The organism is Klebsiella sp. GW_Kp182 (genome assembly GCF_040062275.1).
Classification (GTDB): Bacteria; Pseudomonadota; Gammaproteobacteria; order Enterobacterales; family Enterobacteriaceae; genus Klebsiella; species Klebsiella michiganensis.
Map to the genome: position 1 here is coordinate 50,218 of NZ_JBEAFQ010000042.1, position 15,340 is coordinate 65,557.

General features: G+C 53.1%; 12 protein-coding genes. 3 read left to right on the plus strand and 9 right to left on the minus strand.

Features of this window, described 5'->3' with window-relative positions; all coding sequences use genetic code 11:
- Nucleotides 1-9: 9 nt before the first annotated feature.
- Entirely contained in the window at nucleotides 10-1,416 is a 1,407-nt protein-coding gene (gene cysG, locus ABLU88_RS18295) for a siroheme synthase CysG (RefSeq protein WP_163586344.1), read from the minus strand.
- Between the two features lie 246 nt (nucleotides 1,417-1,662).
- Between cysG and ABLU88_RS18300 the strand changes: the two genes are divergently transcribed.
- The gene (locus tag ABLU88_RS18300) at nucleotides 1,663-2,718 is read left to right on the plus strand and encodes an aminopeptidase (protein ID WP_025106436.1); all 1,056 of its coding nucleotides are present in this window, start codon (nucleotides 1,663-1,665) and stop codon (nucleotides 2,716-2,718) included.
- A gap of 252 nt (nucleotides 2,719-2,970) precedes the next feature.
- Here ABLU88_RS18300 and ABLU88_RS18305 read toward each other — a convergent pair whose 3' ends face one another.
- The 6 genes from ABLU88_RS18305 to cysJ form a co-directional block, all read right to left on the minus strand.
- On the minus strand, nucleotides 2,971-3,888 hold the full coding sequence (locus ABLU88_RS18305) for a DMT family transporter (protein WP_048260287.1): 918 nt from the start codon (nucleotides 3,886-3,888) through the stop codon (nucleotides 2,971-2,973).
- Entirely contained in the window at nucleotides 3,885-5,033 is a 1,149-nt protein-coding gene (locus ABLU88_RS18310; RefSeq protein WP_348837500.1) for a cysteine desulfurase family protein, read from the minus strand. The genes ABLU88_RS18305 and ABLU88_RS18310 overlap by 4 nt, the downstream gene beginning before the upstream one ends.
- Before the next feature lie 18 nt (nucleotides 5,034-5,051).
- Nucleotides 5,052-6,026 carry a hypothetical protein gene (locus ABLU88_RS18315; RefSeq protein ID WP_348837502.1) on the minus strand — a complete coding sequence of 325 codons (975 nt, stop codon included), beginning with the start codon at nucleotides 6,024-6,026 and terminating at the stop codon, nucleotides 5,052-5,054.
- A 485-nt stretch (nucleotides 6,027-6,511) separates the two neighbouring features.
- On the minus strand, nucleotides 6,512-7,246 hold the full coding sequence (cysH, locus tag ABLU88_RS18320; protein ID WP_014226592.1) for a phosphoadenosine phosphosulfate reductase: 735 nt from the start codon (nucleotides 7,244-7,246) through the stop codon (nucleotides 6,512-6,514).
- A gap of 98 nt (nucleotides 7,247-7,344) precedes the next feature.
- Nucleotides 7,345-9,057, minus strand: coding sequence for an assimilatory sulfite reductase (NADPH) hemoprotein subunit (cysI, locus tag ABLU88_RS18325; protein WP_004853633.1), 1,713 nt, complete (start codon nucleotides 9,055-9,057; stop codon nucleotides 7,345-7,347).
- On the minus strand, nucleotides 9,057-10,856 hold the full coding sequence (gene cysJ / locus ABLU88_RS18330) for an NADPH-dependent assimilatory sulfite reductase flavoprotein subunit (protein ID WP_348837505.1): 1,800 nt from the start codon (nucleotides 10,854-10,856) through the stop codon (nucleotides 9,057-9,059). The genes cysI and cysJ overlap by 1 nt, the downstream gene beginning before the upstream one ends.
- 430 nt (nucleotides 10,857-11,286) lie before the next feature.
- Between cysJ and queD the strand changes: the two genes are divergently transcribed.
- Nucleotides 11,287-11,649 carry a 6-carboxytetrahydropterin synthase QueD gene (gene queD / locus ABLU88_RS18335; protein ID WP_004853637.1) on the plus strand — a complete coding sequence of 121 codons (363 nt, stop codon included), beginning with the start codon at nucleotides 11,287-11,289 and terminating at the stop codon, nucleotides 11,647-11,649.
- 57 nt (nucleotides 11,650-11,706) lie between these two features.
- Here the strand turns inward: queD and queE are convergent, their stop codons facing one another.
- On the minus strand, nucleotides 11,707-12,378 hold the full coding sequence (gene queE / locus ABLU88_RS18340) for a 7-carboxy-7-deazaguanine synthase QueE (protein ID WP_004124321.1): 672 nt from the start codon (nucleotides 12,376-12,378) through the stop codon (nucleotides 11,707-11,709).
- Between the two features lie 460 nt (nucleotides 12,379-12,838).
- Here queE and ABLU88_RS18345 point away from each other — a divergent pair, with 460 nt between their 5' ends.
- Entirely contained in the window at nucleotides 12,839-13,948 is a 1,110-nt protein-coding gene (locus ABLU88_RS18345) for an SDR family oxidoreductase (protein WP_348837508.1), read from the plus strand.
- Between the two features lie 66 nt (nucleotides 13,949-14,014).
- Here the strand turns inward: ABLU88_RS18345 and eno are convergent, their stop codons facing one another.
- Entirely contained in the window at nucleotides 14,015-15,313 is a 1,299-nt protein-coding gene (gene eno, locus ABLU88_RS18350) for a phosphopyruvate hydratase (protein ID WP_004124327.1), read from the minus strand.
- Between the last annotated feature and the right edge of the window lie 27 nt (nucleotides 15,314-15,340).

Sequence of the window (15,340 nt, forward strand, 5' to 3'; positions counted from 1 at the left end):
AACCGTTCCTTAAGCCAGATTTACTACAGAAGCCTTAAAGGCGTCTGAGGATGAGGTGTGTTGAAACCAGGCGAGCTGTTGATGTAATTGCACCACTTCACCCACCACCAGCAGCGCGGGCATCGGGGCGTCTTTCGCCAGGTTTTCAAGCTGTTGTAATGTGCCGGTCTTCGTTTGCTGATCGGCGCGGGTGCCGCGCGAGATTACCGCCACCGGGGTATCGCCTCCGCGGCCGTTGGCGATCAGCTGAGCGCTGATTTCCGCCGCTTTCAGGCTGCCCATATAAATGGCCAGGGTCTGGCCGCTTTGCGCCAGCCGCGCCCAGTCAAGCGGCGAATTTTCAGCGCCAAAGTGCCCGGTAATGAAGGTTACGCTCTGGGCATAATCACGATGCGTCAGCGGAATACCGGCATAGGCCGTTGCACCCGCCGCCGCCGTGACGCCCGGGACGACCTGAAACGGAATGCCCTCTTCGGCTGCGGCCTGCAGCTCTTCACCGCCGCGGCCAAAAATAAACGGGTCGCCGCCCTTCAGGCGAATCACCGTTTTGCCCGTTTTCGCCGCTTCCAGCAGCAGGCGGTTGATCTCCTGCTGCGGTACAGATACGCCGGCGGCGCTTTTGCCGACGCAGATTGTCTCCGCGTCCCGGCGCACCAGTTCACGTACTTCCGGGGTGACCAGGTTGTCGTAAAACACCACATCCGCCTGCTGAAGGGCCTGCAGGCCGCGCAGGGTCAGCAATCCGGCATCGCCTGGCCCTGCCCCGACGAGAATAATTTCACCAGGGCGTTTTTCCGGCTGAAGAAGTTCATCTTCCAGCGCTTTTTCCGCTTCATCTTTATTGCCCGCCAGCATCAGGCTGGCAAAGCGACCGGTAAACACGCGCTCCCAAAAGCGGCGGCGTTCGGCGGTGGTTTTCAGATGGGTTTTAATATGGTGACGCCAGTAGCTCGCCGTTTCAGCCAGCCGACCCAGGTTGGTGGGCAGCAGCGCTTCGATTTTTTCGCGCAAAATCCGCGACAGCACCGGCGCTTTTCCGCTGGAAGAGATAGCCACCAGCAGTGGAGAACGATCGACAATGGATGGAAAGACAAACGAGCACAGCGCCTGATTATCCACGACGTTGACCAGCCGATAGCGCGCGTTAGCCGCGACATAAACGCGTTGGTTCAGCTCGTCATCTTCCGTGGCGGCAATCACCAGGAATACGTCGTCAAGCTGCTGCTCTTCGAATACGGTTGCCCGCCACTGAATTTCCTCGCGCTCGACCTTTTCGGCAAGTTCCGGTATCAACGTTTCGGCGACAATTTGCACCTTCGCTTCAGCACGCAGCAAAAACGTAATCTTACGCGCGGCTATCTCGCCGCCGCCGATCACCAGCACGGGTCTGTCTTTCACTTCGGCAAATATCGGCAAGTATTCCACTGCGCAACAACTCTCTTACAATCAGCAATAGAGCGACTATAGGGTGCGGTTTAGAGCAAATGAAATTACGAAATGGAATGAGTTGTTACTCAAAAGAATAACGACCTGGGAAAGCAAATATCAAAAAGTGCTTAACACGCGGTTTTTCCACCATTTAAGAGCGATTGAAATTGTTTAACCCCGGTCACAGTTTCATACTACGCGGGTGAAATTGTTTTAAGTGCTAAAGGACCCCCTATGTTTTCCGCATTGTGCCGTCGCCTGCTCCCCCTGGCGTTGGGCGCAGGTTTTGTCTTCTCCGCCGCCCCGGCATTCAGCGCCCCGGGCGAAACTGCCAATGCCCAGGCTCGTCATATCGCCACCTTTTATCCCGGAAGAATGACCGGCACGCCGGCCGAGATGCTGTCGGCCGATTATCTCCGCCAGCAGTTCGCCCAGATGGGCTACCAGAGCGATGTGCGCAGCTTCAATACCCGTTACGTCTATACCGATAGCAATCAGCGTAAAAACTGGCATAACGCCACCGGCAGTACGGTGATCGCCGCTCATGAAGGCCAATCTCGCCAGCAGATTATTATCATGGCGCACCTGGATACCTACGCGCCGCAGAGCGATAAAGATGTTGAAAACAACCTCGGCGGCCTGACCCTGCAGGGGATAGACGACAACGCGATGGGTCTCGGCGTCATGCTGGAACTTGCTGAACAGTTAAAGAACGTTCCTACCCGTTACGGTATTCGCTTCGTCGCCACCAGCGGTGAAGAAGAAGGCCGGCTGGGTGCGCAGAATCTGCTTAAGCGCATGAGCGACGCGGAAAAGAAAAACACCCTGCTGGTGATTAATCTCGATAACCTGGTCGTGGGCGATAAGCTGTACTTTAATAGCGGCCGCAGCACGCCAGCATCGGTGCGCAAGCTCACCCGCGACCGGGCGCTGGCTATCGCCCGTAGCCACGGCATCGCGGCCTTCACCAATCCTGGGATGAACCGGGACTTCCCGAAAGGCACCGGCTGCTGCAACGACGCCAGCGTTTTTGATAGCGCCGGGATCCCGGTACTGTCGGTGGAAGCGACCAACTGGTCATTAGGTAAGAAAGACGGTTATCAGCAGCGGAGCAAATCACGCAGCTTCCCGCAGGGCACGAGCTGGCATGACGTACAGCTGGATAACCTACAGTATATTGATAAAGCGCTGCCGGGGCGTATTGAGCATCGCGGACGCGATGTGATGAAAGTGATGCTACCGCTGGTGAAAGAGCTGGCGAAGGCGGAGAAGAGACCCGCCTCAAAATAGACTAACGATAAAAATCAGGCAACAAGGACTGTCGCCATGATGCGTTTTCATTTTTTAATACCGCTAGCACTTCTCCGGGAGTGCTTTTTTAACAATCCTCGCTCAATCAGCAGGCGGTATGTCTCTCACCGTCTCCACTGCCAGAAGTCATTCAGCTTGCTGGCCAACCTGCGGGGAAAAGGGGTTTTCCTGTACCGTTGGCTGGGCACCGTCCTGTTGCCTGGACGGCGCAAGCACCGTCTGAACACACCGCTACAATCCGCGTAACCGATCCGTTGGATTTACGTTAGAGCGCTTCGAAAATATCTTCAGAATACCCGGAAGGCACATCCCTATCAGAATCAATCCTCCCCCGAAAATAACATTGGCGGAAAACGTTTCATGCAATAACCAGAGTGCGAATAGTGCGGAAAACACCGGCTCCAGATTGTAAATCAGAACGGCTCGCGTTGGCGTTGAATACCGCTGGAAATGCGCCTGAACCCAAAAAGCAATGACAGTAGAAAAGACTGCCGTTATCCCTAACGCGATGACAAGCTTGCTACTCCAGTTACGAGGGAGAATCTCACCTCCGCTGATGTGCTGTAGTCCCAGAAAGATTACGGCCATCGTAGAGATCTGTAAAAACGTTAGTGTCATATTATTATGACGCGCGCAGAAACGATCGAGCGCAATAATATGTATGGCGGTGAACAACGATCCAATAACGACCAACCCATCTCCCAGATGGAGCTGCCATCCCTGGATATCGGCCATCAGATATAAACCCGCAAGACCAAACAATGTCGCTAATATCGCGTCAAAAGAGGGGCGTTTCCCCATCAATGGTCCCGTGAGCAATAACACCCAAATGACACTGAGCCCCGCAAGAAAACCGGTATTTGAGGCCGTTGTTAACTGAAGACCATAAATAAGGAACACAAATGAAGTTCCCAATAGCAGACCCAGTAGTAGACCAGACAGAAATGTTTGTCGCGATAATGTTCCCAATCCTCTCAAGCTGAACGGCAGCAAAAAGAAGGCCGAAAGCAGAAAGCGTAGCCCTAACACCATCATTACCGGATAGGTATTGACCACCATTTTCATAACCGGAAAACCAATCCCCCAGCCCGCCGCGACAACGGCCAGCAATAGCTCGGCAACCCAGCGTTTTGGCACTCTGGGCTTCATTTAATCCCCCCCAGGCGCTGTGCTGTACCGGCAAGCAACTCCACTGCTGTTTTAAGTTCTTCACGCTCCGTCATATGGCTAAAGCTCATGCGAATTGCCCCTTGAAGCAAGGCATCATCCAGCCCCATAGCGCTTAAAACATGGCTGGGTTTTTGTTCCGTTGAATGACAGGCTGAGGCACTACTGAGCGCAACTTTCATTTTGAGTTTTTTCAGAAGCATACTGGACTTAATGCCAGGCAAAGAGAAGTTCACGGTATTAGGCAGGCTTTGCGTCCTACAGCCATTTATCACAACGTCCGGCATTATTGATTCGAGGAGATCGATAAAATAACTCTTCATCTCTTTTTGAAACGCAATGCGCTGCGGATATGAGGAGATAAACAGCTCAGCAGCCTTTGCCATTCCAGCAATAGCAGGAAGATTCACTGTGCCGCTACGGATGCCTGACTCCTGACCTCCTCCATGAATGAGTGGCGAGTGCCGGAGGATGTCAGGCCGTGAGCTGTAGAGTGCGCCGACGCCTTTGGGGCCATAGAATTTATGAGCTGAAAAACTGACAAAATCAGGGCTGGACTGTGTCACCGAGAAGGGGAGTTTCCCCACGAGCTGGGCGGCGTCGCTATGGAATAATATACCGTGCTGGCGCGCTATAATTCCAATTTGATCCAGAGGCTGTAGAACACCAGTTTCATTATTCGCTGCCATGACAGAAATTAGTCGAGTTTCTGGACGGATAGCCTCTTTTAGAGCCTCAATGGAGACGCGTCCCAGACGATCGACAGGCAGAAAAGTAATGTCGACACCGTGTCGCCTGACATACTCACAAACTTTTAGCAGGCATTCGTGCTCGATCGAACTGGTAATGATATGAACGTTGCCGGTGTGTAAGAAGTAATCACACACTGCTCGAATAACCGTGTTATTTGCTTCAGAAGCACCAGAATTGAAAGTGATAAATTCCGCATTGGCCCCAATCATTTGTGCCACAATGGCCCTGCACTCTTCTAAATAATTTTGCGCTCTGATCCCTTCATAATGACTGACAGAAGATGCATTGGCGAAGTATTCGTCAAAGCAGTGTATAACAGTAGCGCGGACTTCAGGAGCCATGATGGTTGTTGCGTTATTATCCAGATAAATCATGTTTATATCCACTTCCTGTTAGACAGCCATAGGGTCTGCTTTTATAGACGATACGGCACTGTATTCCATTTTAGCGATGTGGCCTTCATCATCGCCAAAAAATATATTAGCGATGGTGAGATTATGATTTTGAGGTTTTTGCATAACAGTTAATGCGGTGCGGCCTTGTACCACCTTATTGTGATCTGAAAAATCAGACCAGTCGATGATCACAAAGTCACGGGATTCTGTAAAGCGCTGTTTCAGTTTGAAAAGTATATCTTTATAGTGTTGGAAAATGATAGCTGGACATTTAGCAGTAAAAACGTCACCATTTTTTCTTGCTAAGACAAAAGGAATGACATCAGGGACTGATAACTTTATTTCAGCATGAGATCCATTTTCAGTAATCAATAATCCTTCCGTATTGTCCTTGAGTTTCTTTTTTATAGTTTCGATGGACCGATTTTTACTGGTTCGCTCGGAAAAAACCATTAATTTATCGCGTTTGATGAGAGTATTTTTTTGGATAAAAAATTCAATTTCCTCAGGAAGTTCTCCAGCCGCTTGCGGTTCTGGTATCTTTTCGAGTTGAGGGAGAGTACAGCTATCTTCAGAACAGGCAATCCCGAGATCGTCTACCAGAATACCGTAAACGAGTTTGATATTTTTTTGATATTTACTGATAAGTTTTTTTCCGAAAGCAACGGCATCAGATAGCGTGTTAAGCGCAAACTCGTCTGCGCCAAATTGTCGATTGAAATGACCACCTTCGAGATAGACAACGAGCTTACCGGTACTTGCGGCGTAACAATTTTCGATTATAACTTCCAGGGAAGAATGATAATCACCTTTAGGTACTATTTCCTTTTCTAATGACATGACGCTACCTTGCGCTTTATTTAAGAAAAAACTCCCCAGCAACAGCCAGTAAAAGGTGGGGAAATCGAGGCGTTCAGAAAATATTGGGGTATTCGAATGATGAGAGAAAATCCGAATATATTCTTTCTGCATTCGCCCTGACTCAAAAATATAAATACAATTTGTGGCCTGTGTCAAGCAAGGTAAAAACGAGAACCTCAATCACAACGGATAATTATGAGATTATATCGTAATGAAACATAAATCACTTATATTCTTAATGGGTATAGTTTAAAAGACCAGGAATAATAGTTCATGATCGATGGAGATTTTGTCAAAGCAGATTTGTAGTTGCAGAAAAATCCATGAGGCCGGGAGGCTGAAAATCGAGGCAAATCCCGGCAGCCCATCTTTCAGCCTTCCACGCAGACAAGGACGAGGCCCGGCGACAAGTCAGCGGTTATATTCTGGTGAATGGCCATAGCGCCAGGCTTCACCATGACAACAGTGTGCTGAAGCCGGAAGAATTAGATAGCAGATACCCTTTTTACTGTAAAATCGTCGCCAATATGGCTTACCAGGTCAAAAAAGGGTTCTGCTGTTTTAGCCGGATGTTGTGGAAATCCCACAGGGCTACATTAGCCTTCGTGCAGCCCGCACTCTCTTTTCAGACCAAAGAAGCGCGTTTCTTCCTCCGCCATCCCCGGCTCCCATTTGCGGGTGGTGTGGGTATCCCCCACAGACAAATAGCCCTGATCCCACAGCGGGTGATACTTCAGGCCGTGCTTTTGCAGATACTGATAGACGGTACGATTATCCCAGTCGATGATCGGCAGCACCTTAAACACGCCGCGCTGGATCGCCAGCACCGGCAGGTGGGCGCGGCTGCCGGACTGCTCGCGGCGCAGGCCCGCAAACCAGGTTTGCGCATTCAGCTCTTCCAGCGCCCGGTTCATCGGCTCGACCTTGTTAATATCATTGTACTTTTCAATACCCTCAACGCCCTGCTCCCACAGCTTACCGTAGCGCGCCTCCTGCCAGGCGGCGCTCTCCTTCGCCCGATAGATCTTCAGGTTCAGATTGAGTTTGTCCGTTAACTCGTCGATAAACTGGTAGGTTTCCGGGAACAGATAGCCGGTATCGGTCAGAATGACCGGAATATCCGGGCGCACCTGATTGACCAGATGCAGGCTCACCGCCGCCTGAATACCAAAGCTCGAAGAGAGCACATATTCGCCCGGCAGGTTTTCCAGCGCCCACGCGACGCGCGCTTCCGCGCTCAGCTTTTCCAGCTGGCTATTGGTTTCCGCCAGCTGCAAAACACGATCGACCTTCGGTAATGCGTTCAGCGCGTTTAGATCGAGTACGGACATAAGAACCTCGCTTGCCTGTTTCGCCGGGCGGTACTGCGTTTGCCCGGCCTACAAAACCCACAGGCCCGGATCGCTGCTCGCCACCGGGCACCTGGATGTTATTCCCAGAAATCACGGGCTGGGTCGAGCACCGGGCGAATGATGCCCGCACGCACCGTAAAGTCGCCGAAGCCTTCACCCGCTTCGCGCTCTTTCGCCCAGCGCCCTACCAGTTCGTCGATCGAATCGAGAATTTCCGACTCGGTAATGTTTTCCCGATACATACGTGGAATACGCGTCCCGCTGCGGTTGCCGCCAAGGTGCAGGTTATAGCGGCCCGGCGCTTTACCGACCAGCCCCACTTCCGCCAGCATCGCGCGGCCGCAACCGTTCGGGCAGCCGGTAACGCGGGTAACGATATGCTCGTCGCCAACGCCATGTTTGCTCATCACCGCCTCGACTTTATCGATAAACGACGGGAGGAAACGCTCGGCTTCCGCCATCGCCAGCGGGCAGGTCGGGAACGACACGCAGGCCATAGAGTTTTCGCGCTGCGGCGTGACGGCGTTCATCAGGCCGTGATCGCGGGCCAGCTTCTCGATCTTCGCCTTCTGATCTTCCGGTACGCTGGCAATAATCAGGTTCTGGTTCGCCGTAATGCGGAATTCGCCTTTGTGGATCTTCGCAATCTTCAGCAGGCCGGTTTTCAGCGGGCGACCCGGATAATCAAGGATACGGCCATTTTCAATAAACAGCGTCAGATGCCAGTTATTGTCGATACCCTTCACCCAGCCGATACGATCGCCGCGGCCGGTGAACTCGTACGGACGGATCGGCTCAAACTTGATGCCCGCCCGACGTTCCACTTCCGCCTTAAAGGTCTCAACGCCAACGCGTTCGAGGGTGTATTTGGTTTTCGCATTTTTACGATCGGTACGGTTACCCCAGTCGCGCTGGGTCGTGACCACCGCTTCCGCCACCGCCAGAGTGTGCTCTAGCGGCAGATAGCCAAACTCGCTCGCCGTACGGGCGTAGGTTTTCTTATTGCCGTGCTCAATCGATAAACCGCCGCCGACCAGCAGGTTGAAGCCAACCAGCTTGCCGTTTTCGGCGATGGCCACGAAGTTCATATCGTTCGCGTGCAGATCGATATCGTTCTGCGGCGGGATCACCACGGTCGTTTTGAACTTACGCGGCAGATAGGTCTGACCGAGGATCGGCTCTTCATCGGTGGTGGCGACTTTCTTCTGATCCAGCCAGATCTCGGCGTAGGCGCGCGTGCGCGGCAGCAGGTGCTCGGAGATCTTCTTCGCCCATTCGTAGGCTTCAGTATGCAGCTGGGACTCGTACGGGTTAGAGGTACACAGCACGTTACGGTTCATATCGTTGGCGGTGGCCAACGCGTCCAGCCCGACCGAATGCAGCATCTGGTGCACCGGCTTGACGTTCTTCTTCAGAATGCCGTGGAACTGGAAGGTCTGACGGTTGGTCAGACGGATACTGCCGTAGATGGTGTTATCGGCGGCGAATTTATCGATCGCCTGCCACTGTTTGGTGGTGATCACCCCGCCCGGCAGGCGGCAGCGCAGCAGCATCGCGTGACGCGGCTCCAGCTTCTGCGCCGCGCGCTCGGCGCGGATATCGCGGTCATCCTGCTGGTACATACCGTGAAAACGGATCAGCAGAAAGTTATCGCCTTTAAAACCGCCGGTCAGGCCGTCGTTCAAATCTTCCGCAATGGTGCCGCGCAGGTAGTTGCTTTCGAGCTTCATGCGCTCGGCGTCAGTCAGTTTACCTTCGACCACCAGCGGGCCTGGATGTTTTTCGCTCATTAGTAGACATCTCGCTGATAACGGCGCTCAACGCGCAGCTCACTTAAAAATTCGTCCGCCGCTTCGGCGTCCATCGCGCCGTATTCGGCAATCACTTCCAGCAACGTCTGCTCAACGTCTTTTGCCATACGATTGGCATCGCCGCAGACATAAATATGGGCGCCGTCGTTAATCCAGCGCCACAGTTCGGCCCCCTGCTCGCGCAGCTTGTCCTGAACGTAGACTTTTTGTTGTTGATCGCGGGACCAGGCCAGGTCGATGCGGCTCAGCAGGCCTTCTTTGACGTAGCTTTGCCACTCCACCTGATAAAGGAAATCTTCGGTAAAGTGCGGGTTGCCGAAGAACAGCCAGTTCTTCCCTTCCGCGCCTTCCGCCGCGCGCTGCTGCATAAAAGCGCGGAACGGCGCGATGCCGGTGCCGGGGCCAATCATGATCACCGGCGTCTGCGGGTTGGCAGGCAGACGGAAGTTATCGTTATGCTCGATAAAGATGCGCACTTCGCCATCTTCTTCGACGCGGTCAGCCAGGAAGCTGGAAGCGCCGCCGGCCCGAGCGCGGCCTTCGATGTCATAACGCACCACGCCAACGGTGACGTGAACTTCGCTTTCCACTTCCGCCTGCGAAGAAGCGATCGAGTACAGTCGCGGCGTCAGCGGGCGCAGCAGGTCGACCAGCGCCTGGGCATCCAGCTGCGCCGGGGAGAAACGCACCATATCGACAATCGGCGTGGTCGCGGCGTAATGCTGGAGCTGTGCCTTATCGCCCACCAGCGGCAGCAGGGATTCGCTGCGGGTTAAGGTGGCATAATTTTCCACGATGTTACCGGTGTTGACCGTCAGCTCGAAGTGCCACTCCAGCGCTTCGGCGAGCGGCAGCGTTTTGCCGTCAACCGTGACCGGCTCCTCGCCCGTCAGCCACAGCAGCTCTACCAGCTCTTTCACCAGAGCCGGATCGTTCTGGTACCAGACGCCCAGCGCATCGCCCGGCTGATAGCGCAGGCCGGAGTCGCCGAGGTCGATTTCAATATGGCGCACATCTTTTTCAGAATCGCGACCGGTAATTTTTTGATTCACCGCCAGCGTCGCGGTCAGCGGCGCTTCTTTGGTATAGGGGCTGGTGTGGATCTCGTTCACCGACCCGCTGGCAATCAGCTGAGACGGGGCGGCGGCAGGGGCGCGCGCTTTCAGCACCTCAACCACCCGAGCGCGCCATTCGGCGGCGGCGGCCTGATACTCTACATCAGCATCAACCCGGTCGAGCAGGCGTTCGCCGCCCAGTTCGGCCAGCTTGTTATCAAAATCTTTGCCGGACTGGCAGAAGAATTCATAGGAAGTATCGCCGAGGCCAAACACGGCAAATGCGGTATCGGTCAGCTTCGGCGCTTTCTTCGAGAACAGGAACTTATGCAGCGCGACGGCTTCTTCCGGCGGCTCACCTTCCCCCTGCGTTGACGTCACCACGACCAGCAGTTTTTCGGAGGCAATTTGTTTGAATTTATAGTCGCCTGCGTTGACCAGCTTCACGTTCAGCTGCGCGGCCTGCAGATCGTCGCGCAGCGCTTCAGCGACGCGGCGGGCGTTGCCGGTTTGCGATGCCGAAATCAGGGTAATGGACGGCACTTCAGCCGCCTGGGCTGGCGCAACAACCGCCGCGCCGGGCTGCTGGTTCAGCACCCCCCAAAAATAGCCGGAAACCCAGGCCAGCTGGGTGGGCGTGAAGTCAGTCGTGGCCGCCTGAAGGCGCGCCATTTGCTCCGGACTCAGCGGTAGCAAATTGGAAGGTGGGGCCTGTGTCGTCATGCGTTGTTATGTTCCAGTAAGCAAAGCTGTGATTCACGCCCTGTCAGCGTGATAAACAGAAGAAAATGTATTCACTCTAAATAATTCGAGTTGCAGGCAGCGACACGGCGCCCATCAGGGCAAAGCCCAAGGCTGGGCCGAGTTATTGCCAACGCACATGCGGCTCGAAGTATGACGAGTGAGTAGGTTAACGGTGCAAATAGTAACAACTAAATAAAGGATGGAAATAACAAATAACCAAATGGACTAACCTGTTTTAGTTATAGTTATTAACAACAAAATCGATTAAATAAGCCCATGAAATATAGGCAATTAATTTGAACAGGCTGGATGAATGTGGCTATTTTCCGCTCAGGGCCGTTTTAGTTAATGCGAAAAAATGTGCTTTCCGGTACCCTACGGCGGTTTTTTGCCATATTGAGAAGAAAAGATGTCCACCACGCTGTTTAAAGATTTCACCTTCGAAGCCGCTCACCACCTGCCGCACGTGCCGGAAGGTCATAAGTGCGGTCGCCTGCACGGCCACTCTTTTATGGTGCGCCTGGAGATTACCGGTGAAGTCGATCCCCATACCGGGTGGATCATGGATTTTGCCGAGCTGAAGGCCGCGTTTAAACCCATCTACGATCGCCTCGACCATTACTACCTGAACGATATTCCCGGGCTGTCCAATCCGACCAGCGAAGTGCTGGCAAAATGGATCTGGGAGCAGATGAAACCGCGGGTACCGCTGCTGAGCGCGGTGATGATCAAAGAAACCTGTACCGCGGGCTGCGTCTATCGCGGCGAGTGATAGTGCCTTTAGCTGAATAAGACCCTGATAGCCCTGCGCTATCAGGGTTTTTTTATATCACGCGATATTGAGGTACTTGTGCGTCTGCATCGATAAGCGCCAGTTGCGGGCGATACAGGTTTCGATGCACAGGCGCGTCGCGTCATCTTTCTGGCTAATCGGCTGAAGCGCGATAATACGCGGCTTTTCATCGGCCAGCGTTGCCAGCAGCTCATCCAGCGCTTCGATATCGCGCACGCGTCCAACCGGATGTTTAATTTCATCAGCCCGCTGTAGCGCCTGAGAGAGTACGTCATAGCCGCCGCGCATGTTCACCTTTGGCGACACCGTCACCCAGGTATGCGGCGTGCAGCGCACTTCATGGGTGCCGCTGGTTTCAATCTGGCAGCTAAATCCGTTTTGCTCCAGTAAAGAGGTTAACGGCGTTAAATCATGAATGCATGGCTCGCCGCCGGTAATAACCACGTGGCGGGCCGTCCAGCCCTGACGCCCGATGATAGCCAGCAGATCTTCGCTGCTCGCCGGGCCCCATTTATCGCTCTCTTTGGTTTTTGCCAGAATGCTGAACAGCGACACTTCCCGATCGGCAAGCTTATCCCAGGTATGTTTGGTATCGCACCAGGCGCAACCAACCGGGCATCCCTGTAAACGAATAAAAATGGCGGGAACGCCGGTGAAGTAACCTTCGCCTTGCAAGGTCTGGAACATCTCGTTAATCGGGTACTGCATAATCATCTCTGCTTAGGGTTGTGAGCGCGCATTATCGCAGATTTGCCCGCGCAGATCTTGTCCCGCGCTGCGCCGCGTGGTGGGTAAAACCTAAACCTTAATAATAAACCTCCGGCAGCTGGCCGATTCCATTATCCCACACCGGCTAATTTAATTAGTCTGATAATCATCAGGCGACTATTAAGCAGCACGGCTAAAATTTTTGGTGTAACAAAACATGTATGATTTTGAAAGCCAAAAATAAAATAACAAACTTAAAAATAATAAATTTCAACGATGTACAAATGGATACACGAAATAATGAATTTATTGTCATAGCTTAGGGTCAAATTCGATCCACGACGCCAAATTATCTTAAAATAACCTTAATAAACCGCACCTTATGGTCATTTTCCATTTAATATCCGTTTAATTTTCCGCGCCTAGAATCCAGTCAACCAACCATAATGAGACTGCATTCATGAATACATTATTAATTACTGGCGCGACCGGTTTTCTCGGTGGAGCAGTGTTAGAAAGCATTCTGAATAAAAAGAATGCGCCTAATCTATTACTGTTAGTTCGTGCAGATAATAGTGTAGCTGCCGTAGAACGGGTAAAGGAAAACCTGCGAAAATTCAATATTAGCGAAGAGAGATTAACGGCCCTGACGCCCGGCAACATTCTGCTGGGGGATCTGGCCAATCCGCAGCCCTTTCTCGACGACCCGCGCCTGAATCAGGTGACCTACGTGCTCAACTGCGCCGCCGTCGCCTCATTTGGTAACAATCCGCTTATCTGGAAGGTCAACGTCGAAGGTACGCTGCAGTTTGCCCGGCGGATGGCTCAGGTCGGCGGCCTTGAGCGCTTTCTGCACGTGGGTACCGCGATGTCCTGCTCGCCGGACCCCGATTCGCTGGTAGCGGAAAGCACGGCGTTTCGTGAACGCGCCGAGCATCTGGTCGAATACACCCACTCTAAATCAACAATTGAGCGTCTCATGCGGCAGGAGTGCCCAACGCTACCGCTGGCGATCGCCCGTCCCTCTATTGTTGTTGGCCACACTCATCACGGCTGTCAGCCCTCCAGCAGCATCTTCTGGGTGTTCAGCATGGGGCTGATGCTGCAAAAATTTATGTGTTCGATGGAAGACCGCATCGATGTGATCCCCGTCGATTACTGCGCCGATGCGCTGCTGATGCTGCTTACCAGCCCGCTGGCGCGCGGAGAGGTGGTGCATATTTCAGCGGGAGAGGAAAACAGCGTAAGGTTTGCGGATATCGATAACGCGATGGCCTCCGCCCTCGAGCAGGCGCCGGTCGGCGATAAATACGCGCAGGTCAGCTATGAAACGCTGGTCAAAATGCGCCGTGAGCTGAAGGCTATTTTTGGCCCCTGCAACGAACGGCTGATGCTAAAAGCCATGCGCCTGTACGGCGCCTTCGCCACGCTTAACGTACGATTCAGCAACGACAAGCTGCTCAGCATGGGTATGCCAAAACCGCCGCGCTTTACCGATTACATTGACCGCTGCGTACAGACCACGCGCGGGCTTTCTATCCCGCAGCAAATGGCGGTAGATTTTAAGTAGCCGCTTTTGCAGGTATAAAAAAAGCCAGCCCGAAGGCTGGCTTTTTCATATCAGATAAAGACAGGCTTATGCCTGACCTTTGATCTCTTTACGACCGTTGTACGGTGCTTTTTCGCCCAGCGCTTCTTCGATACGAATCAGCTGGTTGTATTTAGCAACGCGGTCAGAACGGCTCATAGAACCAGTTTTGATCTGGCCTGCAGCGGTACCCACAGCCAGGTCAGCGATGGTCGCGTCTTCAGTTTCGCCAGAACGGTGAGAGATAACGGCAGTGTAGCCAGCGTCTTTCGCCATTTTGATCGCAGCAAGAGTTTCGGTCAGAGAACCGATCTGGTTGAATTTGATCAGGATGGAGTTAACGATGCCTTTCTCGATGCCTTCTTTCAGGATCTTGGTGTTGGTTACGAACAGATCGTCACCAACCAGCTGGATTTTGTCGCCCAGTACTTTAGTCTGATATGCGAAACCGTCCCAGTCAGATTCGTCCAGGCCATCTTCGATGGAGACGATCGGGTACTGTTTGGTCAGCTCTTCCAGGAAGTGGGTGAATTCTTCAGAGGTGAACGCTTTGTTGCCTTCGCCGGCCAGAACGTATTTACCGTCTTTGTAGAATTCAGAAGCCGCGCAGTCCATCGCCAGAGTGATGTCTTTGCCCAGCTCGTAGCCAGCAGCTTTAACCGCTTCAGCGATAACAGCCAGCGCTTCAGCGTTGGAGCCCAGGTTCGGCGCGTAGCCGCCTTCGTCACCAACAGCGGTGTTCATACCTTTGGCTTTCAGAACTTTAGCCAGGTTGTGGAACACTTCAGAACCCATACGTACGGCTTCTTTCAGGGATTTAGCGCCAACCGGCTGAATCATAAATTCCTGGATGTCGACGTTGTTGTCAGCGTGCTCGCCGCCGTTGATGATGTTCATCATCGGAACCGGCATGGAGTATTTGCCCGGAGTGCCGTTCAGCTCAGCGATGTGCTCGTACAGCGGCTGACCTTTAGAAGCAGCGGCAGCTTTGGCGTTAGCCAGAGAAACGGCCAGGATAGCGTTCGCACCGAAGTTAGATTTGTTTTCAGTACCGTCCAGGTCGATCATGATTTTGTCGATGCCAGCCTGATCTTTGGCATCTTTGCCAAGGATTGCCTGAGCGATCGGGCCGTTAACCGCGCCAACAGCTTTCAGTACGCCTTTACCCATGAAACGGGATTTGTCGCCATCGCGCAGTTCCAGCGCTTCGCGGGAGCCAGTAGAAGCACCTGACGGAGCAGCTGCCATACCGACGAAACCACCTTCCAGGTGTACTTCGGCTTCAACAGTCGGGTTACCACGGGAGTCGATGATTTCACGACCGATGACTTTAACGATTTTGGACATTAGGTTTTCCTCAGTACAAGTTAAACT